Genomic DNA, 22,644 nt, shown 5'->3' on the forward strand with positions numbered 1-22,644 from the left:
TCAGAGCTTGGTGGAGTCCGGCATGCTCACCGGCGGCAGGTGCCTGCGGTAGTGACCGACCCACTTGCGCGGGGCGACGGTCTGCACGGCGCGTTCCACCGCTCGCGGCAGCCGCGTGAACGGCGGCAGGTGGAAGCGGTAGCGCACCGACGACGTGCCCGGCAGCGATGGCTGCTCCTCGACCCGCCAGCGGTCCAGCTCCGGGTGGCGACCGCCGAAACCGGGGTCGGCCGGGTAGAACTCCAGCGCGACGCGGCGCTCCGGGTGGACCGGCCGCTTCTGCTCGATCCACGGCAGGCTGCCGATGCCGATGGCGGAGATCTCGTTCCAGGACACCCCGTACACCTCGCCGAGGGTGCGTGCGTAGAAGCCGCTGCGGTCCAGCAGGAAACCGCGGCTGTTGAGCATGCCCCGCGAGGACAGCACGAATCCGAGGAAGATGATGCCGAGCACCAGCTGCCAGATCCACACGCCGGCGCTGCTGCCGTTGTTGGCCAGCGTCGCGGCGCACAGCACGGTGCCGAAGCCGCTGAGCCCGCCGCCGATCAGCAGCATCCGGAAGCTGCCCGCGGACACGTCCACGTCCTGCGCTTCCGGGCCGAGCCCGATCGGTGCCGCCGGCTCCGCCGGCCGGTCGTGCTTGTCGTAGACCCGGGTGCCGGGCCCGCCGCGTTCCGCCCCGAACCGCGCGGTGGCGTCGCTCTTACCGGTGACGCGGCCGGGCACGGTGGCCCATTCCCGTTCCGACCGATCCGCACGTTGCCATCCACCTGGAAGCCACTTCATACCCACCAGGGTAGCGGCGGGCACGCACAGTGATCACGGTCGGTCGTGGAAAACCAGGGCGGCATCAGGGTGATTTCCGGGTACCCCGACGCCGCCCCGATTCACCGGGTTGTGCAGGTCAGCTCTGCGGCACGCGCAGGATCAGCGCGTCGCCCTGACCGCCGCCGCCGCAGAGCGCGGCCACGCCGGTGCCGCCGCCGCGACGCCGCAGCTCCAGGGCCAGGTGCAGCGCGAGCCGCGCACCGGACATGCCGAGCGGGTGGCCGAGCGCGATGGCTCCGCCGTTGACGTTGACGATCTCGTCGGAGAGCCCCAGTGCCCTGCTGGACACGATGCCGACCGCGGCGAACGCTTCGTTGATCTCCACGAGGTCGAGTTCGGCGGCGTCCACCTGCTCCTTCGCGCAGGCCGCCTTGATCGCGTTCGACGGCTGCTCGTGCAGGCTCGCGTCCGGTCCGGACACGACGCCGTGCGCGCCGATCTCGGCCAGCCAGGTCAGACCGAGCTCCTCGGCCTTGGCCTTGCTCATCACCACGACCGCGGCGGCACCGTCGGAGATCTGCGACGCGGAGCCCGGCGTGATCGTGCCGTCGGGGGCGAACGCCGGGCGCAGCTTGCCGAGGCCTTCGGCCGTCGTGTCCGGCCGGACGCCCTCGTCGGTGTCGACGGTGATCGGGTCGCCCTTGCGCTGCGGCACCGTCACCGGGGCGATCTCCTCGGCGAACACGCCGCGCGCCGCCGCGGCACCGGCGCGCTGGTGCGACCGGGCGGCGAACTCATCCTGCTCCTGCCTGGTCAGCCCGTGCCTGCCGTTGTGCTTCTCCGTCGAAGCGCCCATCGCGATCTCATCGAAAGCGCAGGTCAAGCCGTCGAGGGCCATGTGGTCGACCAGCTGCGCGTCGCCGAACTTGACACCCTCGCGGGAGCTCGCCAGCAGGTGCGGGGCCTGCGTCATCGACTCCTGGCCGCCCGCGACGACCACGTCGAACTCGCCGGCGCGGATGAGCTGGTCGGCGAGCGCGATCGCGTCGAGGCCGGACAGGCACACCTTGTTGATCGTCAACGCCGGGACGTCCATCGGGATGCCCGCGTTGACGGCCGCCTGCCGGGCGGGGATCTGCCCCGCTCCGGCGGTCAGCACCTGGCCCATGATCGTGTACTGCACCTGCTCGGGGGCGACTCCGCCTCGCTCCAGCGCGGCCTTGATGGCCACGCCGCCGAGCTGCGCGCCCGAGAAGTCCTTCAACGAGCCCAGCAGGCGCCCCATCGGAGTGCGTGCCCCCGAAACGATCACAGAAGTGCTCACAGTCGCCTCCCGGCCATCCTCATCGACTACCGCTGCGCGCCGTCCGAGCGGCGCCGCGCACCGCCTTCATGATGCGCCCACCCGGCTCGACCGGACCACACCCATCGTGGCACGCAGTGCCATCTGCGCACCTTCGCATAAGTCCGCCCTCGGCCGGAAGGGAACGTTCCCGACACCACCCCCACGCCGCCCCCGGACCGCGAGCAAGGGAACCTTCCTGTCACCGGTGACAGGAAGGTTCCCTTGCTCGCAGCGGTTCAGCAGTCGCCGCGGGTGGCCGTGGTGTCGCAGAGGCCGGAGTCGGCTGCCCAGTGCAGCGCGGTGCGCGCGTCGACGCCAAGCTCCCGGGACGCGGACACGTCGGTTCCCGCGCCGGAGTCGGCATCGAGCCAGTAGCGGACCTCGTAGTCGGTGCCGCCGCTGGTGTAGGTGAAGACGTAGAACGGGTCGGGCACCGGCGCGGGCCCGAAGTCCGGCGATGTCCAGGCGTCCTCGCCTTCGACGGCGTCGGGGTCGACGTAGAGGCAGTCGTAGGAAGCGCCCTCGTAGGTGCACTGGCGCGGTTGCGCGCCGCCGTACCGGGACACGGTGGAATCCTTGGTGACCCCTTCTTCGGTGAGCCGCTGGTAGACGTCCTCGCAGGCTCCTTCGTCGCAGGCGTGCCAGGCCTTCCACGCCGTGGCGCGCGCGGACGAGCTGGACGCACCGGAGCCCACCGAGTCGCAGTACTTCCCCACCAGGTACGGCGCGACCTTCGACGCGGCGGCGGCCGAGTCGATGGCGGTGGCCGCCGTCTCGTCCGCGCCGAGACCGGCGGAGTCGAGCTGCCAGATCCCGATCCCGGGGTTGAAGAACAGCCCGTCGCCGCGCTGCTCGGGGTCGGCCAGCGCGGTCTGGTCGTCGTAGCGGGACAGGGTCATGGGCGACGGCGCTTCGCCGGATCCTGCGACTTCGGGCCAGGTCGTCGCCAAGGTCAGGTAGGTGGCGGCGTCCGCGCTCACCGAGCAGTCGGCGCTTCCCGCGGCGTCCGCCGCAGCGGTTCGCACGGATTCGTAGGATTCGGCCCCGAACTTCAGCGGGGTCGCGGCGACGCGGGCTCGTTCGTGCTTGAGCCGGATCTCATCGGGGTCGGGGCCACCGCCACCGGAGACGATCCCGCCGCCGCCGGCCGCAACGGCGAACGAGGGCGCGCCCACGGTGATGATCGCGGCGACCGCCGCGATCAGGAGCGGCCGAGGTCTCAGCCGGTTTGGTTTCTTCGCAACCATCACTCGCCTTTCGACGTGAACCGGCAACATGTTCACGCCGATCACTGCAACCCCGACTCCGCTGATCAGCCCAATCCCAGCAGCGCACAACCCCTTTTTCTTGCCACATTTCGCACACTTCCACCGGGTTCACGGCGCGTTAGGCTGCCCGCCATGCACAGCGAACTGAGCGGACTGGTCACCGCCATCGATCACGTCGGCATCGCGGTGGCCGACCTCGACGCCGCGATCGAGTTCCAGCGCTCGACCTTCGGCCTCGAAGTCACCCACAGCGAGATCAACGAGGAACAAGGGGTCCACGAGGCGATGCTGCGGGCACCGGGCGACGCCGCGGGGGCCACCCAGATCCAGTTGCTCGCTCCGCTGCGGCCGGATTCCGCCATCGCGAAGTTCCTCGAACGCAACAACCCCGGCCTGCAGCAACTCGCGTTCCGGGTGACCGACGTCGAGGCCGCCAGCGCGGCACTGCGTGCCAAAGGACTGCGGTTGCTCTACGACTCCCCGCGTCGCGGCACCGCCGACAGCCGCATCAACTTCGTGCATCCGAAGGACGCGGGCGGCGTGCTCGTGGAGCTCGTCGAACCCGCGGCCTGAACGGCCCGTCAGCCGAGATCGGCGCCTCCGGCGGTGCGCACCCGAGCGCCGCGCGGGACGTGCGGTTGCAGCGCGCGGGCGATGAAGTCGATCTCGCGGTCGGCCGCGGCGTCGCGGTCGACCCGCCCGGTCACCGCGTGCCGGTGGTCGACCGCCCTGGCCAGCAGGACCGCGGCCGTGTCCAGCTCGCCGTCGTCGGCCCGCTCCGGCAGGGCGCGCACCACGACCTGGCGGACCTGCTCCACCGCGCCCCGGAACCGCTCCCGCAGCGCCCGCCGCACCGCGCTGTGCGTATCGGCCTCCCGCCACAGCAGGTGGTTGAGCGCCGGCGCGGACGCGCACTCGCGGTCCAGCTCGTCGACCAGCCTGCCGAGGCTGCCCGCCAAGTCCCCGGCGATCACGACCCGGTCGGCGTCGACCTGCTCGGCGGGCAACCGCTCCACGAGCGCGACCAGCAGGTCGGGTTTCCGGCGGAAGTAGTAGTGGATCAGCCCCTTGGGCACCTGAGCCCGCTCCGCGATCCGCGAGGTGGGGGTCGCGGCGAATCCCGACTCGGCGAACAACTCCCCCGCCGCCGAGAGGATCCGATCCCGCGCCGAAGCCGGACTCCCGCCGAGCGGCCCCGCCCCGGTGCCACCGGGCAGCCGAGCGCCGTGGCCCGCGCCGGTGTCCCCGGCTGAGGGGGTCGTTCGCCTACTCGATGTTCCTTCCATCGGCACGCCTCTCCTCGGGCGAACAGCGCCGCGCCGACTTTCCGACGCCGAATGCGAGGAAGGGAACCTTCCTGTCACGGACCCGGGCGGCCCGGCCTAGTGCTGCCCGGCGGCCATGCCCCTGCCGTGCGCCACGTTCGCCTCGGGCAGCGCGGCGGCACCGACGACGACGGCCAGCACCCCCACCACCCAGGACGTCCACGCCGCCCCGGTCAGCGCCGTGTAGCCGAGCACCCAAGGGGCGAGGAACAGCAGCACGCCCAGCAGCATGTGGGCGTACTCACTGGTCATCGACCCGGGCATGGCGAGCGACCACACCGCGGCGAGCACCAGCAGCGCACCGAGGACGACCATCGCCGAGATCGCGCCGCCGCTGGTCCGCGTCCACATCGTCGCGAGGATCACGTACACCCCGAGCACCAGCGCGGCCCAGTCCTGCCACCGGGTCCACGGCTTGATCTTCGACGGTTCGTTCGCCATGGTGGCCATGTCGATCACCTCCAGCGCTGCCGACGACTTCACCGTTCGCCCTGGCTGGCCGGCCGGTCAAGGGACTTTCGCCCCGATACGGGGCGCCGCGCCACCGACCAGGTGGTCCACGTCGGCGAATTCTCCCGTCATCCCGCCCACACCTCCCACAACGCTGTTGCCTTCCAGGTAGCGTTGCACCATGGGCCTCGCCGACGACCGTGATCTTCTCCCGCTGGGATCGGGCTTCGACCTCGTTCGCAAGAACGGATACGACCGCGCCCAGGTCGACGAGCATCTCGAACGGGTCGACGCAGATCTGCGCATCATCACCTCCGACCGCGACGCGGCCGTTTCGCAGGCACGCGACCTGTCGAAGCAGCTCGAATCGTCCCGCTCGGAGATCGAGAACCTGCGCGGGCAGGTGGAACGGCTGTCGAAGCCGCCGACGACGCTGGAAGGGCTCAGCGAGCGGTTGCAGCGGATGCTGCGGCTGGCGCAGGACGAGGCCAACGACATCCGCTCGCGCGCGGAGAAGGACGCCGCCGAGACGCGCTCCCGCTCCGAAGCGGAGGCCGGCGCGCTGCGGACCCGCTACGAGAAGCTCATCGCCGAGGTCGACACCCGCCGCTCCGAAATGGAGCAGGAGCACCGTTCGGTGCTCGACAAGGCCAAGGCCGAGGCCGAGCGGATCACCAGCGAGGCCGAGGAGAACCGCAAGCGCGCCGATGACGAGTCCGAGGCCCGCCGCGTGCAGGTCGAAGAGGACTTCGAGATCGCGATGGCCGCGCGGCGGACCGAGTCGATGAAGACCCTCACCGAGCAGGAGACCACCAGCAAGGCCGACGCCCAGCGCCGCGTCCGCGAAGCCACCGAGGAAGCCAACCGCAGGCTGCGGGAGGGCACCAACGAGGCGCACCGGCGGGTCCGCGAAGCCACCGACGAGGCCACCAGGCTCACCACCGAGTCCACCCAGGCCGCCGAGAAGCTGGAGCGGGAGAGCACCGAAGCCGCGCAGCGCCTCGAACGGGAGAGCACGGAGGCCGCGCAGCGCCGCGAGCAGGAGAGCACCGCGGCGGCCCAGCAGCGGGAGAAGGACAGCGTCGAAGCCGCGCAGAAGCGCGAGCGCGAAAGCACCCAGGAAGCCGAGCGGCTGGTCAGCGAGGCCACCGAGCGTTCCGAGCGGATGATCCGGGAGACGACGGACGAGGCGACCCGGCTCGTCGAGGAAGGCACCCGGGAAAGCGAGCGCCTCGTCCGGGAGGCTCGCCTCGACGCGGAGAAGCGGCTGGGCGCCACCACCGAGGAGTGCCAGCGCAGGCTCACCAAGGCCGATCAGCAGGTGCATTCGCTGACCGAGCTGCGCGACACCGTCGCCGGCAAGCTGCGGGACGCCGCCGAGCTGCTCGGGCAGACGACTCCGCTGCTGTCCCGGCTCGCGCAGGAGGACGACGAGGAAGCCGCGCTGCGGGAAGCCGCCGCCGAGGCACGCGAGCAGGCGCGCAAGTCCGCCGAGACCGCGGTCGCCGAGGAGCGGCCGCCGCAGCCGCGGGAGCAGCGCACGGAGTCGCCCGCCGCGGGTGACGGTCCGACGGAGAAGATCCAGCGCAAGAACCTGCCCGGCAACGCCCCCGCGCAGCAGCAGAACCCGCACGATCCGCCGACCCGGCGGATCCAGCTGCCCATCCCCGGCACCGAGCAGCAGCGTCCCGGCAACCAAGGCGGAGCTCCCCAGGCCGAACCGGCCGAGCAGGGTTCCCGCCCGCGCCGCTGACCCGGAGCGCGACCACACCCTGCGCGGACCCGTTCCGCCACCGCACGCATCGACACGGATCCCATCCGGTCAGGGGCACAGCCCCTGACCGGATTTTTCGTGCGCCCGCACACCTCGCATCCCCGCACCGCTCCGCGGCCTGATGCGAGGAAGGGAACCTTTCTGTCACATGTGGCAGAAAGGTTCCCTTCCTCGCAGCCATCACGGCGTGCGGGGAGAGGGAGGCGTCGACGGGGCCCGGCATTCGGGCAGCCGGTGGTGGGAGTGCAGGTCCTCGCGACCTGGACCGGAGGGGTGACCGGGGGTCAGAGCTCGGGGGCGGCTCGGTGGGCGGTGGCGAACCGGGGGCGCCCCGCCAGATCGGCGTGGTCCTCGACGTCGGCGAGCACGCGCCGCGCCTTGAGCAGCGCGGGCACGGAGCCGCCGTGGGTGTCGTCGTGCTCGATGGCCAGGCCGCCGCCCGGCCGGAGCAGTCGAGCCGCGCACCCGACGACCTGCCGGACCACGTCGAGCCCGTCGCGCCCGCCGAAAACCGCGCCGTGCGGGTCGTGATCGCGCACCTCGGGCGGAACCGGTGTTCCCTCCGGCACGTACGGCGGATTGCACAGCACCAGGTCGACGAGGCCCTCCAGTTCCATCAGCAGCGTCTGGTCGAACACGTCGCCCGCGTAGAGCCGCACCGGGGTGTCCCCGGCCGCCGCCTGCTGGTCGATGTTGTGCCGAGCCCAGGCCAGCGCCTGCGAGTCGACTTCCACGGCGTGCACCTGCGCGTCGGGGCGGGCGTGGGCCGTGGCCAGCGCGAGCGCCCCCGTTCCCGTGCACAGGTCGACCACGACGGGGCGGTCGACGCCTTCGAGCGTCGCGAGCCCCCACGCCAGCAGCAGTTCGGTCTCCGGTCGGGGGACGAACACACCGGGTCCGACGCTGAGCGTCACGTTGCCGAGGTGCGCGGTTCCCACCAGGTGCTGCAGGGGAATCCGGTCCGCGCGTCGCCGGACCAGCGCCTGCAGCGCCTCCACCACCGGCGGGTCGACCAGCGGCACCATCATCAATTTCGTCCGCTCCACGCCGAGCAGGTGCGCGGCCAGCAGTTCGGCGTCGGTGCGGGGGCTCGCCACGCCTGCCGCGGACAACACGCGTTCCGCTTCGAGGATGGCCAGGCGCAGTGGCTGTCGAGTCACGGGGCAAGCTTAGAGCGCGTGATCCGCCGCCTCGTTCAGGCGACACCCCGCACGGTTGGGAACCTTCCTGTCACGACGGACACACCGGTCGGCTCGGACTTCACGAGCTGGAGGCGAGCCGCTCTTCCCGATCAGCGGCGACCAGCGCACCGAGCACTCCGTCGAGTTCGCCGTCGAGCACGTGGTCCAGGTTGTAGGCCTTGTAGTTCACCCGGTGATCGGAGATGCGGTTCTCCGCGAAGTTGTAGGTGCGGACGCGTTCGGACCGGTCCACGGTGCGCACCTGGCTGCGCCGCGTCTCGGCCGCCTCCTTCTGCGCTTCCTCTTCGGCGAGCGCCTGCAACCGGGCGCGCAGCACCTGGATGGCGCGCAGCTTGTTCTGCAACTGCGACTTCTCGTTCTGGCAGGACACGACGGTGCCCGTGGGCAGGTGCGTGATGCGCACGGCGGAGTCGGTGGTGTTGACGCTCTGCCCGCCGGGACCTGAGGACCGGTACACGTCGATGCGGAGGTCTTTCTCGTCGACTTCGACTTCGACCTCTTCGGTCTCCGGGTACACCAGCACCCCGGCCGCCGAGGTGTGCACCCGGCCTTGGGACTCGGTCACCGGCACCCGCTGCACGCGGTGCACGCCGCCTTCGAACTTCAGCTTCGCCCAGACGCCGTCGGGTCCGGTGTCGCCGGCCTTGGTCTTCACGGCGACCGTCACGTCCTTGTAGCCGCCCAGGTCGGATTCGGTGGCGTCGAGCACGTCGGCCCGCCAGCCCTGCCGCTCCGCGTAGCGCAGGTACATCCGCAGCAGATCGCCCGCGAACAGCGCCGATTCCTCGCCGCCCTCACCGGATTTGACCTCGAGCACGACATCGGAGGAGTCGTGCGGGTCCCGCGGCAGCAGCAGTTCGGTGAGCTTCGTCTCCAGCGCGGGCAGCGCCTCGGCGAGCGAGTCGGCTTCGGCGGCGAACCCGTCGTCCTCGGCGGCCAGCTCTCGGGCCGTGGCCAGGTCGGAGCGGGTCTGCTCCCATTCGGCGGCCGCTTTGGCCAGCGGGGTCAGTTCCGCGTAGCGGCGTCCGAGCTTGCGCGCGGTGGCCTGGTCGGCGTGCACGTCCGGTTCGGCCAGTCGCCGCTCCAGTTCCGCGTGCTCGGCGAGCAACTCTTCGAGCTTCGACGTTTCCACGGGAACCCTCTTCACTCCTGGACCGGCAACGGGACCGGCTGAACGCCAACGGTGCGGGCCGACCCCGGCCGGGGTTCGACGCGAAAACGGCGCCCGCCCCGCGCAGTGCGCGAGAGCGGGCGCCGTCGGCTCAGCTACTTCTTGGCGCCGTCCTTCTGACGACGGCCGTAGCGGGCCTCGAAACGAGCCACCCGGCCACCGGTGTCCAGAATCTTCTGCTTGCCCGTGTAGAACGGGTGGCAGTTCGAGCAGACCTCGACCGTGATGCTGCCGGCCTTGGTGGTGCTCCGGGTGGTGAAGCTGTTCCCGCAGCCGCAGTTCACCTGGGTGGTGACGTACTCGGGGTGAATGTCCGCCTTCAAAGCGTGTCCTCCTGTTCGGGGCCGCCGGGTCCTCGTCGACCGTCATCGCGAGGTGAACCGGAGCCGACTCGACCTGTCATTCTGCCAGACCGAATGGGTTGACCTGGAACGCAGGCGGGCCGAACGTTATTCCTCGTGGCGGCGCCGCACGACCGCCCGGCGCGGCAGGACGACCGTCCGCCGAGTGGCCGCCGTCGACCAGTGCGAGCGGAGCAGCGCGCGATCATCCTTTACCCGTGCTGCTCTGCCCTGTCCTGCGCAACCTCACCGTCCGGTTGTGGATCGCGCTGCCGCCGTTGTTCCTCGGTGCCGCCACCGGGGTCGCGGCATTGCTGGCCTGGCCGTTCGACGACGGCGCGCCGGGCTTCGAACTGTCGGTCCCGGTGCTGCTCGGGTTCGCCGCGGGCCTCGCGCTGCTCACCGGCGGCCGGGTGCGCTGGTCGAACGGGTGGCAGCGCTTCGGCCTCCGCTTCGGATACCCGGTGACGATGTTCGGGGGCGCGCTCACCATCGACCGGATCCAGGTACCGCTGGTGCCGATGCTCGCGCTTGGCGGTACGGCGCTCGCACTGCTGGCGATCTTCCTCATGCGCAACGCCACGACCGATCCGCACTGCGGCTGACGGATGCGAGCAAGGGAACCTTTCTGTCACGGGTGACAGGAAGGTTCCCTTGCTCGCGGCACCGCGCGCGGAGTCCACGTGCATCGTGCGGGGGGGGGGGCGGGCCGGGATCAGTCCGCGGGCAGCGGCGGGACGCGGCGGTCGGCCAGCATGCCGCGCATGAGTTCGCTCTCGCTGTTCTGCGAACCGAGCATGTTCGCGGCGAGCCCGCGCACCGGTGCGAGCCCGGCGTGCTCGGCGCCGTAGCGGGCCATCGGCGCCCCGCCTTCGTGGTGGCGCAGCATGAGCTGCAAGAAGTACGTGTCGAACGCGGGCCCGTTGAGCGAGCGCAGCCGATCCAGCTCGGCGGTGTCGGCCATGCCGGGCATGGTGGCTCCGCCGACCATGGCGTGGTGATCCGCGCCGTGCTGGTGCCCGCCGCCCTGCATCCACTGCATCGGCGCCCCGGTGGCGTTCACCGGCTCGCCCCACAGGTTCAGCCAGCCCTGCATGCGCCCGATCTGGTCGCGCTGGTTCGTCTCGATGTCGAACGCCAGCTGGCGCACCGCCACGTCCGCCCCGTGCTCGCGGGCGAGCGTGGCCATGGTGACGGCCTGCTGGTGGTGCGTGGACATGTCCTGCGCGAACCCGATGTCGACGCCGCTGGCCGCGGGCTCGGAGTCCTTCGCCGGGGTGGCCAGCAGCAGGCCGAGCGCGCCGCCGAGCAGCAGCAGCGCCACGGCGGCGCCGACGGCGACGGCGATGCGCGCGGGCAGCGGCGAACCCGCCGCCGCCCGGTCGTCACCGCTCACTGTCCGCCCATCTCGCCGGGCGCGGACTGGGTGCCTTCTCCGCTCATGGGGATGGCGTCCGCGGGCGGCGGCGTCGGGTCGAACGGCGGCGGGTTCTGGGTGTCGAACGCACCGGGGTAGGCCTGGCAGGAGCCGCCGACCTCGGGGTAGACGTTGTTCGGGTTCTGCTTGAGCGCCGCGATGAACTGGTCGATGCGCGGGTCGTCGGGGCTGTCGAGCTTGACCTGGTGGCCCCAGGACTGCACCGAGATCGGGCTGTCGAGCTCGGGGTACGGCGACATCATCGTGTAGGGCTTGTTCTCGACCCGCTGGCTGAGCTTCGCCCTGCCCGCCTCGTCGACCTTCGCCGGGTCGTAGGCGATCCACACGGCGCCGTGCTCCAGGGAGTGCACCATGTTCTCGGTCCGCACCGCCTGCGGGTAGACGACACCGGTGCAGTCGGCCCAGATGCCGTCGTGCGGGCCGCCGAAGGGCGGGGTCTTGTCGTAGGCGACGCGCTGGGTGCTGGTGACGTGCTGCTGGCCCGCGTAGTCGGCGGTCTCGACGCCCGGGATGTTCTTCGACGGGTCCGGGTTCTGCGGGGTGGGCTTGAACGGCGCCGCGGCGGCCTCGGCCTTCGCCTGCGCCTCCCGCGACTCGGCCTGGTCGGCGTAGCGCACGTAGGCGTACCCGAACACGACGACGGCGACGAGGAGGACGACCCCGACCCCGGACAACGTCATCCACGGGATCGAGCGCTGCTGCACCACGGAACCGCGTGCTTTGCGCATCGCTTTGTTCTTCTTACCGCTCGCCATGCTGTTCGGACCTCGTCTCGCCATCGGTCGCCAGGTGACCCGGCTCGCCAGTCTAGAGATCCCGCGGCCACCGGTGGGCGTACGTCGAACACGTCGTGCGTCACGCTCTCACATCCGGGTCACCGTGCGATTACCCGCAGTGCAGCGCACTCGACTGCTGCTCGCACCCGTTCGCTGAACAGCGACGACACATCCTTAGACTTTGTCGGGTGACTCCTGCCGCGCTCGCTGATCTCGTCCGCAACACCGCCGTCGACGTGCTGTCCGCACGCGAACTGGATGTGTCCGTGCTGCCTGAGACGGTCACCGTGGAGCGCCCTCGCAACCCGGAGCACGGCGACTACGCGACGAACGTGGCCATGCAGGTCGCGAAGAAGGCGGGCGTGCCGCCGCGCGATCTGGCGACGTGGCTGGCAGAGGCGCTGACCGGGCAGGACGGCATCACCGAGGTGACGGTTGCCGGTCCGGGGTTCCTCAACCTCCGGCTCGCCACCGACGCGCAGGCGGGCATCGTGCGCGACGTGGTGTCCGCGGGTGCGGAGTTCGGTCGCGGTGACCGATACCAGGGGCTCCGGGTGAACCTGGAGTTCGTGTCGGCGAACCCCACCGGCCCGATCCACCTGGGCGGCACCCGCTGGGCCGCGGTCGGCGACGCGCTGGGCCGCGCGCTGTCCGCGCAGGGCGCCGAGGTGGTCCGCGAGTACTACTTCAACGACGCGGGCGCGCAGATCGACCGCTTCGTGCTGTCGCTGCTCGCCGCGGCGAAGGGCGAGCCCGCGCCGGAGGACGGCTACGGCGGCGACTACATCGCCGACATCGCCCGGCAGGTGCTGGAAGCCGAGCCGGGTGCGCTGGAGCAGCCGGAGGCCGAGCGGCACGAGACCTTCCGCCGGGTCGGCGTGGGCCTGATGTTCGACGAGATCAAGCGCAGCCTGCACGAGTTCGGCACCGACTTCGACGTGTTCTTCCACGAGGACTCGCTGCACTCGTCCGGTGCCGTGAGCGAGTCGGTGGAGCAGCTCAAGGCCTCCGGGCACCTGTACTTCGCCGACGGCGCCTGGTGGCTGCGCTCCACCGAGTTCGGCGACGACAAGGACCGCGTCGTGATCAAGAGCGACGGCGCCACGGCCTACATCGCCGGTGACGTCGCCTACCTGCGGGACAAGCGGGGCCGCGGCTTCGACCTGTGCCTGTACATGCTGGGCGCCGACCACCACGGCTACGTGAGCAGGCTCAAGGCCGCCGCCGCCGCGTTCGACGACGACCCGGACGCCGTCGAGGTGCTCATCGGGCAGATGGTGAACCTGGTGCGCGAGGGCAAACCGGTCCGGATGAGCAAGCGCGCCGGCACCGTGGTGACCTTGGAGGACCTGGTCGAGGCGGTCGGCGTGGACGCCGCCCGCTACTCGCTGACCCGGTCCTCGGTGGACTCCGCGGTGGACATCGACCTGGACCTGATCAGCAAGCGCAGCAACGAGAACCCGGTCTTCTACGTGCAGTACGCGCACGCTCGGCTGGCGTCGTTGCAGCGCAACGCCGAGTCCCTGGGCATCGACCGGGGACCGGTCGAGGAAGCGGACCTGTCGCTGCTCGCCCACGAACGCGAGGGCGACCTGATCCGCACCCTGGGCGAGTACCCGCGAGTGGTGCTCTCGGCCGCCGAATTGCGGGAACCGCACCGCATCGCGCGGTACCTGGAGGAAGTGGCCAGCGCCTACCACAAGTTCTACGACGCGTGCCGCGTGTTGCAGCCGGGCGACGACCAGGCGAATCCGCTGACGGTCGCGCGGCTGCAGTTGTGCGAGGCGACCCGCCAGGTGCTGGCCAACGGCCTGGGCCTGCTCGGGGTCACCGCGCCCGACCAGATGTGATCCACAACGTCCACGCCCGGCTTCGGGCGGCTGCGCCGGGGGGCCGGGTACGGCTCCCCCGGTTCGGCACGATTTCGCAGAGGAGCCGCGATCATGCGCGCCCACCCCGCCGGACCTCGGCACGCCGAGGTCCTGTTGCCGGGCAGCACCGCCGGGCCGGTCCCGGCTGACGAGGCCGAGCTCGATGAGTTGCACGCGGCGGTGTGGCCACGTGGCGCGCACCGCGACGCCGACGGTGCGGTCAGCTTCGCCGGAACCGACGTGCGCGAGCTCGCCCGCGAGTACGGCACCCCGCTGTTCGTCCTGGACGAAGCCGACTTCCGCGCCCGGTGCGCGGAGTACGCGACGGCGTTCGGCGACCCGACCTCGGTGCACTACGCGTCGAAGGCGTTCCTGTGCACCGAAGTGGCCCGCTGGGTCGCCGAGGAGGGCCTGAGCCTCGACGTGTGCAGCGGCGGTGAGCTGCGCGTCGCGCTGCGCGCCGAGTTCCCGCCGGAGCGCATCACGTTCCACGGCAACAACAAGTCCGTCGCCGAACTGGCCACCGCGGTCGACGCCGGTGTCGGTTCGATCGTGCTGGACTCGTTCCACGAGATCGCTCGCCTCGACCACCTCGCCCGCGAACGCGGCGTGACGCAGCCGGTGATGATCCGGGTGACCGTAGGGGTCGAGGCCCACACGCACGAGTTCATCGCGACCGCGCACGAGGACCAGAAGTTCGGCTTCTCGCTGGCGTCCGGGCAGGCCGCCGAAGCCGCCCGCCGCGTGATCAAGGCGGAGGCGCTCGACCTGGTGGGCCTGCACAGCCACATCGGGTCGCAGATCTTCGACGACGACGGTTTCGGGCTGTCCGCGCACCGCGTGGTGGCGCTGCTGGCCGACCTGCGCGCCGAGCACGGCGCGGCGGCGCTGGAGAAGCTGACGACGGTCGACCTCGGCGGCGGTCTCGGCATCGCCTACACCGCGGACGACGATCCGCTGCCGGTCGACGAGCTGGCCACCCGGCTGCACGACGTGGTCCGCAAGGAATGCGACCTCGCCGGTTTCGAACCGCCGAAGGTCGCCGTCGAACCGGGTCGCGCCATCGCCGGCCCGGGCACGGTGACCGTCTACGAAGTGGGCACGATCAAGGACGTCGAGCTCGACGGCGGTGTGTCGCGGCGCTACGTCAGCGTCGACGGCGGCATGAGCGACAACATCCGCACCTCGCTCTACGACGCGGTGTACGACTGCAGGCTCGTCTCCCGATCCGCTGAAGCGGACCCGGTGCTGTCCCGCATCGTGGGCAAGCATTGTGAGTCCGGTGACGTTGTGGTGCGAGACTGCTGGTTGCCGGAGGACATTGCTCCGGGCGACCTGCTGGCCGTCGCCGCGACCGGTGCCTACTGCTATGTCATGGCGAGCAACTACAACCGTCTGCCCAAACCGCCGGTGGTAGCCGTGCGGGACGGGCGGACGCGACTGCTGCTGCGCAGGGAGACCGAGGACGACCTGCTCCGGCTGGAGGTGTGAGTGATCGAGGACCGTGAGCCGATCCGCGTCGCGCTGCTGGGCTGCGGCACGGTCGGCACCGAGGTACTGCGCCTGCTTCAGGGCCGCCCCGAGGAGTTCGCGGCGCGGACCGGGGCTCCCGTGCAGGTCACCGGGGTCGCCGTGCGGCGCCCCCACAAGCATCCGAACGTTCCCGAGCACCTGCTCACCACGGACGCCGCGGCACTGGTCGACGGCGACGTGGACGTGGTCGTGGAGCTCATCGGCGGCATCGAGCCCGCCCGGTCGCTGCTGCTGCGCGCGCTGCGCGGCGGCAAGTCCGTGGTGACGGGCAACAAAGCGCTGCTGGCCGAGCACGGCTCCGAGCTGTACTCGGCGGCCGACGAGGCCGGAGTGGACATCTACTTCGAGGCCGCCGTCGCCGGTGCCATCCCGCTGCTGCGCCCGCTGCGCGAATCGCTCGCCGGGGACCGCATCAACCGGGTGATGGGCATCGTCAACGGCACGACGAACTACATCCTGTCCGCGATGGACTCGACCGGCGCCGGCTACTCGGAGACGCTCGACGAGGCCGGTCGGCTCGGTTACGCGGAAGCGGACCCGACCGCCGACGTGGACGGGTTCGACGCGGCGGCGAAGGCCACCATCCTGGCCGCGCTCGCGTTCCACACCCGGGTCGCGGCCACCGACGTCTACCGCGAGGGCATTTCGGCGGTGCGCCCCGGCGACATCGCGGCGGCGAAGTCACTGGACCGCACGGTGAAGCTGCTCGCGATCTGCGAGCGCGTCGTCGCCGAGGACGGCACCGAGTCGGTCTCGGCGCGGGTGCACCCCGCGATGATCCCCCGCGACCACCCGCTGGCCAGCGTGGGCGGCGCGTTCAACGCGGTGTTCGTGGAGGCCGAAGCCGCCGGGAGCCTGATGTTCTACGGCCAGGGCGCGGGCGGCGCGCCGAGCGCGAGCGCCGTGCTGGGCGACCTGGTGGCGGTCGCGCGGAACCTGGTCGTGGCGGGCAAGGGCCCCCGCGAATCCGCGCACGCGAAGCTGCCGGTGCAACCGATGGGGGCCACCCCGACCCGCTACCACATCAGCCTCGATGTGGACGACAAACCGGGCGTGCTCTCCCAAGTGGCGGCCACGTTCAACGACAACGATGTGAGCATTTCGGTGGTGCGCCAGGCGGGCCGCGGCGAAGAGGCCAGCCTGGTCGTGGTCACCCACACCGCGACGGACGCCGCGCTCAAGTCCACCGTGGACAAGATCGCGCAGCTGGCGTCGGTGCGGGAGGTCGTCAGCGTGATGCGCGTGGAAGGTGAATCGTCGTGACTTCGAACATCCAGAGCGCGCCCACCGGGGCGAGGGCGGGCTGGCCCGGCCTCATCGAGGCGTACCGGGACCGCGTGGAGATCCCCGAGGGCGCCCGCGTGGTGACCCTGCAGGAGGGCAACACGCCGCTGGTCGCCGCGCACCACCTCTCCGAGCTCACCGGGTGCGAGGTGTACCTGAAGGTCGAGGGCGCGAACCCGACCGGCTCGTTCAAGGACCGCGGCATGACGGTGGCCATGACGCACGCGCTCGCCGCGGGCAGCAAGGCCGTCATCTGCGCCTCCACCGGCAACACCTCCGCCTCCGCGGCGGCCTACGCCTCGCGCGCCGGGCTCACCTCGGCCGTGCTGGTGCCGCAGGGCAAGATCGCGATGGGCAAGCTGGCGCAGGCCGTCGCGCACGGCGCGAAGATCCTGCAGGTGCAGGGCAATTTCGACGACTGCCTGGAGCTGGCCCGCAAGACCTCCGCCGAACACCCGGTGACCTTGGTCAACTCGGTGAACCCGGTGCGGCTGGAAGGCCAGAAGACCGCGGCCTTCGAGATCTGCGACGTGCTCGGCTCCGCGCCGGACGTGCACTGCCTGCCGGTGGGCAACGCGGGCAACATCACCGCCTACTGGAAGGGCTACGCGGAGTACTCCGCGGACGACGTCATCGCGGCCACTCCGCGCATGTTCGGCTTCCAGGCGGCCGGTGCCGCGCCGCTCGTGCACGGCGCGCCCGTGACGAACCCGGAGACGATCGCCACCGCGATCCGGGTCGGCAGCCCCGCGTCCTGGCAGCACGCGGAGGCCGCGAAGAGCGCCTCGAACGGGTTGTTCTCCGCGGTCACCGACGAGGAGATCCTGCACGCCTACCGGCTGCTGTCGTCCCGGGAGGGCGTGTTCGTCGAACCCGCGTCCGCCTCCAGCGTGGCCGGTCTGCTGGCCACCGCCGAGGACGGGCGGCTGCCGCGCGGGTCGAAGGTCGTCTGCACGGTGACCGGGCACGGGCTCAAGGACCCCGACACGGCCCTGTCCGGCATGGTCGAGGTCGAGCCGCTGCCGGTGGACCCGCGTGCCGTGGCCACCGCGCTGGAACTGGTGTGAGCCTGCGAGCGGGCGGCGGAGTGCGGGTCGTGGTGCCCGCCTCCACCGCCAACCTCGGTTCCGGTTTCGACGCGCTCGGCATGGCGCTCGCGCTGTACGACACGGTGCACGTCGCGGTCACCGACGGCCCGGCGGGCAGCGCGCAGGTGGTGGCCGAGGGCGAAGGCGCGGGTTCCGTGCCCACCGACCACGAGCACCTCATCGTGCGCATCCTGCACCGCACGTGGGCGGAGCTCGGCGTCCCGGCCCCGGCCGTCCGGTTGCGCTGCCACAACACCATTCCGCACTCGCGCGGCCTGGGCTCCTCCGCGGCGGCCATCGTCGCGGGCATCGCCGCGGCCCACGAGCTCGCCGGTTTCCCGCTGCGGGAGAACAAGAACCTCGAACAGGCGCTGCACCTGGCGGCCGAGTGCGAGGGCCACGGCGACAACGTCGCGGCGAGCCTGCTGGGCGGCGTGGTCATCGCCTGGCGCGACACCGACCGGTTCCGGGCCGCGTCCCTGCCCGCGCACCCCGGCCTGCACCCGATCGCGCTCGTCACCGCCTCCGAGTCCACCACGCACACCACTCGCGGCCTGCTGCCCGAGCAGGTCCCGCACGCCGACGCGGCGTTCGCCGCGGGCCGCGCCGCCCTCGCCGTGCACGCCCTGACCAGCGATCCTTCGCTGCTGCTGGCCGCCACGGCGGACCGGCTGCACCAGGACTACCGGGAATCGGCCTGGCCGGGAACGGTCGAGCTGGTGCGGCGGCTGCGCGCGGCCGGCGTGCCCGCGGCGGTCTCCGGTGCCGGGCCGACGGTGCTCGCGCTACCCGCGGGCGGCGAGCTCCCCGACACCGTCGACATCACCGGATTCACCGCGCTGCGCCTTCCGGTGGATCGGCATGGCGTTCAGGTGATATCGGAGCCCACTTCGCCGGAATGACCGCCCGGCCCGACCATTCCCGCCGGTGTGGTGGTACAAAGGACATGTCGGCAGAACGTCAGTGCTGTTCGGCAGGTGTTTCGACTCGGTGAGTGCTGTGGCGCGGCCGGTGTTTGAAGACACTGTGATCAAATGAGAGCATGCCGCGCTGCTGGAGGTTGTTGCACCTCGGTGGTGGGGCGTCTACCCTCAAGGTCAATCAGTCACCGCGCGCAGGGCGCCGGTGCCGTAACCGGGGCATCGTTCTCCGGGGCACATCTCTCGCTAGTGAATTGGGCTCCGCTCCACGTGGGTGAAGATCAGGATCGGCGAGTATCCGGTCGCGGTGACAGAGGCAGGAGTTGTCAACTCAATGGGGTTCGCGCGGGGCTTCCGACCTGTGAGTCCCGGCCGACGCAGCGTGGGGGCCTGACCGTGACGGTCACGTTCCTGGAGCGATCGACGCCGGTTCGGCGCACCCCGGTGCCTGTCGTCCCGATTCTGCGCAGCGGTATATCGGGCCGGACCGGAAATCACAGCGCTCCCCATGAACGACAACACCTGAGTGAGGCGGCAGCAAGGCGTGCATCGGCGAGTGTGGATCGGAGTGGATGCGTCGCACGTGCACCGTGGTTCTGACACGCAGAAGCGTGAAAACCGCACCGCGTAACGGCATTCGGACGAGCACATGACCCGGGTACCTCCCACCGCCCGGTGCTGCTGGTTCCGCCTGGTCGCCGACGTCGATCGAGCCGCGCGTGCGTGTTGAACTCGACCGGCATCAGGCTGGTAGCACAAAAAGGCCGTCCGTTGACAAGAGCGGGCGGGCAATCCGCTGGGTCGCGTAGGAGGCGCGGTCCGGTCAGGAAGGACATTCGTGAGCAACACCGAACTGTTGAGCAGCGAGACGACCAACGGCGTCTCCCAGGCTGGCCAGCAGGAGTCTGAGCAGCCGGCCGCGGGCGCCGAGACCAATGGCGCCCCGCGTCGCCGCGGAGGACTGTCCGGCATGGTTCTCGCCGAGCTGCGACAACTTGCCGGGGAACTGGGGATCGACACCAGCGGTCTGCGCAAAGGCGACCTGATCGCGGCCATCAAGGAACGGCAAGGCGGCGCGCCGGCCCGTTCCCGCCCGGCCAAGCAGCCCGCGCAGGAAAGCGATGCGGCGCAGGAAAGCGCGCCGAGCCGCGGCAAGGCCCACCAGCCCTCGCTCGACGAGTCCGATTCCGCGCCCCAGCAGCAGGAGGCGGCCGCGACCCCGGATTCCGGCACGAACGGCTCCGCGCCGACCCGCGGACGTTCCCGTCGGCAGCAAGGCGCCGAGCAGGGCGGCGAGGACGAAGGACGCCGCGGCGGCAATCGGCGCCGTCGCTCCAACAACCGCGGCGGCAACCAGGACCAGGACGGCGAGCGCGGCCAGGACCGGGGCGACCGGCAGGACAACCGGGGAGACCGGCAGGACCGGGGCGACCGGCAGGACCGCAACGACCGCGGCGGCCAGGACAACCGGGAGCGCCAGGACAACCGGGGCGGCCAAGACCGCAACGACCGGCAGAACTCCCGGCAGCAGCAGGACAAGCAGGACAACCGCCCGCAGGACGACTCCGATGAGGACGGCGGCCGCAGGCGCGGACGCCGGTTCCGGGACCGCCGGCGCAACCGGGGCCGCGCCGAAGGCGGCGGCAACGAGCCGGAGGTGCGCGAGGACGACGTCCTGCTGCCCGTCGCCGGCATCCTCGACGTGCTGGAGAACTACGCGTTCGTCCGCACGTCCGGCTACCTCGCCGGGCCGAACGACGTGTACGTCTCGCTGTCGCTGGTCCGCAAGTACGGCCTGCGCCGCGGCGACGCGATCAAGGGCGTCATCCGCCAGCCCCGCGACAACGAGCAGCAGCGGCAGAAGTTCAACCCGCTGGTCCGCGTCGACGCCATCAACGGCCTCGAGCCGGACGCCGCGAAGGGGCGGTCGGAGTTCCACAAGATGACTCCGCTGTACCCGAACGAGCGGCTGCGGCTGGAGACCGAACCGCAGAACCTCACCGGGCGGATCATCGACCTCGTCATGCCCGTCGGCAAGGGTCAGCGCGCGCTGATCGTCTCGCCGCCGAAGGCCGGTAAGACGATGGTGCTGCAGGCGATCGCCAACGCGATCACCACGAACAACCCGGAATGCCACCTCATGGTGGTGCTCGCCGACGAGCGCCCCGAAGAGGTCACCGACATGCAGCGCTCGGTCAAGGGCGAGGTCATCGCCTCCACCTTCGACCGTCCGCCGTCGGACCACACCACGGTGGCCGAGCTGTCCATCGAGCGGGCCAAGCGCCTCGTCGAGATGGGACACGACGTGGTCGTGCTGCTCGACTCGATCACCCGCCTCGGCCGCGCCTACAACCTGGCGGCCCCGGCGTCCGGCCGGATCCTCTCCGGTGGTGTCGACTCGACGGCGCTGTACCCGCCGAAGCGCTTCCTCGGCGCTGCTCGCAACATCGAGAACGGTGGCTCGCTGACCATCTTCGCCACGGCGCTGGTGGAAACCGGGTCCACGATGGACACGGTGATCTTCGAGGAGTTCAAGGGCACCGGCAACGCCGAGCTCAAGCTGGACCGCAAGCTCGCCGACAAGCGGTTGTTCCCCGCCGTCGACGTCGACGCCTCCAGCACCCGCAAGGACGAGATCCTGCTCTCGCCCGACGAGCTCGCCGTGACCCACAAGCTGCGCCGGGTGCTCGCCGCGCTCGACGCCCAGCAGTCGCTGGAACTCCTGCAGGACCGGTTGCGCAAGTCGCGCACCAACATCGAGTTCCTGATGCAGGTCGCCAAGAACACCCCCGGCGGCAAGGACGACGACTGACCGTCGCCCACCCGCCGAAAACCGGCCCGCACCCCACAGGTGCGGGCCGGTTTTTTCGCGCCCCGGTGCGAGCAAGGGAACCTTTCTGTCACCGGTGCGAGCAAGGGAACCTTTCTGTCACCAGGTCAGCCCCTGGCATCGGCGGGCGCACTCGGCGGGCTCGACCTGCAAGGTGGCGTGCTCGATGCGGTAGCGCTCGGCCAGCAACCGCTGCGCGGACACGAGCACGTCGCCGTGGTCGGCTTCGGCCGGAGTGGTGAGGTGCGCCGACGCGACTTCCATGCCGGAGGTCAACGTCCACACGTGCAGGTCGTGCACTTCGTTCACGGCGGGCAGTGCGGCGAGGTCATCGCGCATGGCGTGCACGTCGACGCCTTCCGGCGCCTGCTGCACCAGGATCCGCAGGGCCTGCCGCGCCAGCTTCCAGGTGCGGGGCAGCACGAACAGGCCCACGGCGACGGCGACGATCGGGTCGACCAGGTACCACCCGAAGGCCCAGGCGAGCGCTCCCCCGATCAGCACACCGACCGATCCGATGGTGTCGGCCAGCACCTCCAGGTACGCACCGCGCAGGTTGAGGCTCTCCTCCGCGCCTTCCCGCAGCAGCAGGAACGCCACCACGTTCGCCGCGAGCCCGGCCGCGGCGGTGAGCATCATCGGCAACCCGGCCACTTCGGGCGGCTGCTGGAAGCGGCCGATGGCTTCGATCAGGATGTACCCGGCGACGCCGAACAACAGCACGGCGTTGGCGAGCGCGGCGAGCACTTCGATGCGGTACCAGCCGAAAGTCCGCTTGGCCGAAGCGGGACGGCCCGCCGCGGTGATCGCGGCGAGCGCCATCCCGACGCCGAGGACGTCGGTGAGCATGTGCCCCGCGTCCGACAGCAGCGCCAGCGATGAGGTGAGGTACCCGACGGTCGCTTCGAGGACGAAGAACGCCAGCAGCACGCCGAACGCCATCGCCAGGCGCCGCGAGTAGCGCCCGGAGGCGCTGGCTGGTCCTGCTGCCGTCCCGTGGCCGTGGCCATGCCCCATCACGAGCCTCCCATCCGCACGACACCATGATATATAGCGAGATGCGCATGAATGCAACCATGCATCCACTTGCTGGACGCGCCGATCACCGCGCGAACCGTCACCCCCTTCCGGTGCGCACCTGCGCGTGCGCTAGGCTGAATCACGTCAACAACAGAAAGCCCTCGTAGCTCAGCGGATAGAGCACTGCCCTCCGGAGGCAGGTGTCGCAGGTTCGAGTCCTGCCGAGGGCACCCAGGTCAC

At 71.0% G+C, this 22,644-nt stretch carries 20 protein-coding genes and 1 tRNA gene; 10 read left to right on the forward strand and 11 right to left on the reverse strand.

Translation table 11 applies throughout. The features are described from left to right. The 3 genes from BJ969_RS23245 to BJ969_RS23255 all read right to left on the reverse strand — a co-directional run bounded on the left by BJ969_RS23245 (position 1) and on the right by BJ969_RS23255 (position 3,288). The gene (locus BJ969_RS23245) at positions 1–786 is read right to left on the reverse strand and encodes a hypothetical protein (RefSeq protein WP_184482060.1); all 786 of its coding nucleotides are present in this window, start codon (positions 784–786) and stop codon (positions 1–3) included. Between the two features lie 118 nt (positions 787–904). Further along, entirely contained in the window at positions 905–2,092 is a 1,188-nt protein-coding gene (locus BJ969_RS23250; RefSeq protein WP_184482062.1) for an acetyl-CoA C-acyltransferase, read from the reverse strand. A 257-nt stretch (positions 2,093–2,349) separates the two neighbouring features. Then, entirely contained in the window at positions 2,350–3,288 is a 939-nt protein-coding gene (locus BJ969_RS23255; protein WP_343071560.1) for a hypothetical protein, read from the reverse strand. A gap of 225 nt (positions 3,289–3,513) precedes the next feature. Here BJ969_RS23255 and mce point away from each other — a divergent pair, with 225 nt between their 5' ends. Then, complete coding sequence (mce, locus tag BJ969_RS23260) at positions 3,514–3,954, forward strand: methylmalonyl-CoA epimerase (protein WP_184482065.1); 441 nt, start codon at positions 3,514–3,516, stop codon at positions 3,952–3,954. Between the two features lie 8 nt (positions 3,955–3,962). Here the strand turns inward: mce and BJ969_RS23265 are convergent, their stop codons facing one another. Together BJ969_RS23265 and BJ969_RS23270 are read right to left on the reverse strand one after the other, a co-directional pair. Further along, entirely contained in the window at positions 3,963–4,667 is a 705-nt protein-coding gene (locus BJ969_RS23265) for a TetR/AcrR family transcriptional regulator (RefSeq protein WP_184482067.1), read from the reverse strand. A gap of 96 nt (positions 4,668–4,763) precedes the next feature. Further along, positions 4,764–5,156 carry an SPW repeat domain-containing protein gene (locus tag BJ969_RS23270; protein WP_246457072.1) on the reverse strand — a complete coding sequence of 131 codons (393 nt, stop codon included), beginning with the start codon at positions 5,154–5,156 and terminating at the stop codon, positions 4,764–4,766. 181 nt (positions 5,157–5,337) lie between these two features. Between BJ969_RS23270 and BJ969_RS23275 the strand changes: the two genes are divergently transcribed. Further along, the gene (locus tag BJ969_RS23275; RefSeq protein WP_246457074.1) at positions 5,338–6,909 is read left to right on the forward strand and encodes a proline-rich domain-containing protein; all 1,572 of its coding nucleotides are present in this window, start codon (positions 5,338–5,340) and stop codon (positions 6,907–6,909) included. A 305-nt stretch (positions 6,910–7,214) separates the two neighbouring features. Here BJ969_RS23275 and prmC read toward each other — a convergent pair whose 3' ends face one another. The 3 genes from prmC to rpmE form a co-directional block, all read right to left on the reverse strand. Further along, on the reverse strand, positions 7,215–8,090 hold the full coding sequence (gene prmC / locus BJ969_RS23280; RefSeq protein ID WP_184482069.1) for a peptide chain release factor N(5)-glutamine methyltransferase: 876 nt from the start codon (positions 8,088–8,090) through the stop codon (positions 7,215–7,217). A 100-nt stretch (positions 8,091–8,190) separates the two neighbouring features. After that, positions 8,191–9,264 carry a peptide chain release factor 1 gene (gene prfA, locus BJ969_RS23285; RefSeq protein WP_184482071.1) on the reverse strand — a complete coding sequence of 358 codons (1,074 nt, stop codon included), beginning with the start codon at positions 9,262–9,264 and terminating at the stop codon, positions 8,191–8,193. A gap of 134 nt (positions 9,265–9,398) precedes the next feature. Beyond that, complete coding sequence (gene rpmE, locus BJ969_RS23290) at positions 9,399–9,626, reverse strand: 50S ribosomal protein L31 (RefSeq protein ID WP_184482073.1); 228 nt, start codon at positions 9,624–9,626, stop codon at positions 9,399–9,401. A gap of 236 nt (positions 9,627–9,862) precedes the next feature. On the opposite strand from rpmE, the gene BJ969_RS23295 reads away from it, so the two are divergent. After that, positions 9,863–10,249 (forward strand): hypothetical protein, encoded by a 387-nt coding sequence (locus BJ969_RS23295; protein ID WP_184482075.1) that lies wholly within the window; start codon positions 9,863–9,865, stop codon positions 10,247–10,249. A 110-nt stretch (positions 10,250–10,359) separates the two neighbouring features. Here BJ969_RS23295 and BJ969_RS23300 read toward each other — a convergent pair whose 3' ends face one another. Both BJ969_RS23300 and BJ969_RS23305 read right to left on the reverse strand, forming a co-directional pair. Further along, positions 10,360–11,040, reverse strand: a complete 681-nt coding sequence (locus BJ969_RS23300; RefSeq protein ID WP_184482077.1) for a DUF305 domain-containing protein — start codon at positions 11,038–11,040, stop codon at positions 10,360–10,362. After that, on the reverse strand, positions 11,037–11,837 hold the full coding sequence (locus tag BJ969_RS23305; protein ID WP_184482079.1) for a thioredoxin-like domain-containing protein: 801 nt from the start codon (positions 11,835–11,837) through the stop codon (positions 11,037–11,039). Before BJ969_RS23305 ends, BJ969_RS23300 begins: the two co-directional genes overlap by 4 nt. Positions 11,838–12,046: 209 nt before the next feature. On the opposite strand from BJ969_RS23305, the gene argS reads away from it, so the two are divergent. From argS to rho, 6 genes are all read left to right on the forward strand, one after another. After that, positions 12,047–13,708: an arginine--tRNA ligase gene (gene argS, locus BJ969_RS23310; protein WP_184482081.1), complete on the forward strand. Its 1,662-nt coding sequence runs from the start codon at positions 12,047–12,049 to the stop codon at positions 13,706–13,708. Positions 13,709–13,801: 93 nt separating this feature from the next. Continuing rightward, positions 13,802–15,220 carry a diaminopimelate decarboxylase gene (gene lysA / locus BJ969_RS23315; RefSeq protein ID WP_184482083.1) on the forward strand — a complete coding sequence of 473 codons (1,419 nt, stop codon included), beginning with the start codon at positions 13,802–13,804 and terminating at the stop codon, positions 15,218–15,220. Then, the gene (locus tag BJ969_RS23320; RefSeq protein WP_184482085.1) at positions 15,221–16,525 is read left to right on the forward strand and encodes a homoserine dehydrogenase; all 1,305 of its coding nucleotides are present in this window, start codon (positions 15,221–15,223) and stop codon (positions 16,523–16,525) included. It abuts the gene before it with no gap. Further along, positions 16,522–17,613, forward strand: coding sequence for a threonine synthase (gene thrC / locus BJ969_RS23325; RefSeq protein WP_184482087.1), 1,092 nt, complete (start codon positions 16,522–16,524; stop codon positions 17,611–17,613). Before BJ969_RS23320 ends, thrC begins: the two co-directional genes overlap by 4 nt. 2 nt (positions 17,614–17,615) lie before the next feature. Beyond that, positions 17,616–18,536 (forward strand): homoserine kinase, encoded by a 921-nt coding sequence (thrB, locus tag BJ969_RS23330; RefSeq protein ID WP_246458420.1) that lies wholly within the window; start codon positions 17,616–17,618, stop codon positions 18,534–18,536. An 856-nt stretch (positions 18,537–19,392) separates the two neighbouring features. After that, positions 19,393–21,366, forward strand: a complete 1,974-nt coding sequence (rho, locus tag BJ969_RS23335; RefSeq protein WP_184482089.1) for a transcription termination factor Rho — start codon at positions 19,393–19,395, stop codon at positions 21,364–21,366. A gap of 117 nt (positions 21,367–21,483) precedes the next feature. Here the strand turns inward: rho and BJ969_RS23340 are convergent, their stop codons facing one another. Then, positions 21,484–22,401 (reverse strand): cation diffusion facilitator family transporter, encoded by a 918-nt coding sequence (locus BJ969_RS23340; RefSeq protein ID WP_184482091.1) that lies wholly within the window; start codon positions 22,399–22,401, stop codon positions 21,484–21,486. A 160-nt stretch (positions 22,402–22,561) separates the two neighbouring features. On the opposite strand from BJ969_RS23340, the gene BJ969_RS23345 reads away from it, so the two are divergent. Next, positions 22,562–22,634: transfer RNA gene (locus BJ969_RS23345), tRNA-Arg, on the forward strand. Positions 22,635–22,644 lie beyond the last annotated feature (10 nt).

It is taken from the genome of Saccharopolyspora gloriosae (genome assembly GCF_014203325.1).
Lineage (GTDB): Bacteria > Actinomycetota > Actinomycetes > Mycobacteriales > Pseudonocardiaceae > Saccharopolyspora_C > Saccharopolyspora_C gloriosae.

What these genes read in the sequence shown, in the direction of transcription:
- mce (WP_184482065.1), top strand. Translation starts at nt 3,514, where the DNA reads ATGCACAGCGAACTGAGCGGACTGGTCACCGCCATCGATCACGTCGGC.
- lysA (WP_184482083.1), top strand. Translation starts at nt 13,802, where the DNA reads ATGCGCGCCCACCCCGCCGGACCTCGGCACGCCGAGGTCCTGTTGCCG.
- BJ969_RS23270 (WP_246457072.1), bottom strand. Translation starts at nt 5,156, where the DNA reads ATGGCCACCATGGCGAACGAACCGTCGAAGATCAAGCCGTGGACCCGG.
- BJ969_RS23305 (WP_184482079.1), bottom strand. Translation starts at nt 11,837, where the DNA reads ATGGCGAGCGGTAAGAAGAACAAAGCGATGCGCAAAGCACGCGGTTCC.
- BJ969_RS23265 (WP_184482067.1), bottom strand. Translation starts at nt 4,667, where the DNA reads ATGGAAGGAACATCGAGTAGGCGAACGACCCCCTCAGCCGGGGACACC.
- BJ969_RS23340 (WP_184482091.1), bottom strand. Translation starts at nt 22,401, where the DNA reads ATGGGGCATGGCCACGGCCACGGGACGGCAGCAGGACCAGCCAGCGCC.
- BJ969_RS23245 (WP_184482060.1), bottom strand. Translation starts at nt 786, where the DNA reads ATGAAGTGGCTTCCAGGTGGATGGCAACGTGCGGATCGGTCGGAACGG.
- BJ969_RS23275 (WP_246457074.1), top strand. Translation starts at nt 5,338, where the DNA reads ATGGGCCTCGCCGACGACCGTGATCTTCTCCCGCTGGGATCGGGCTTC.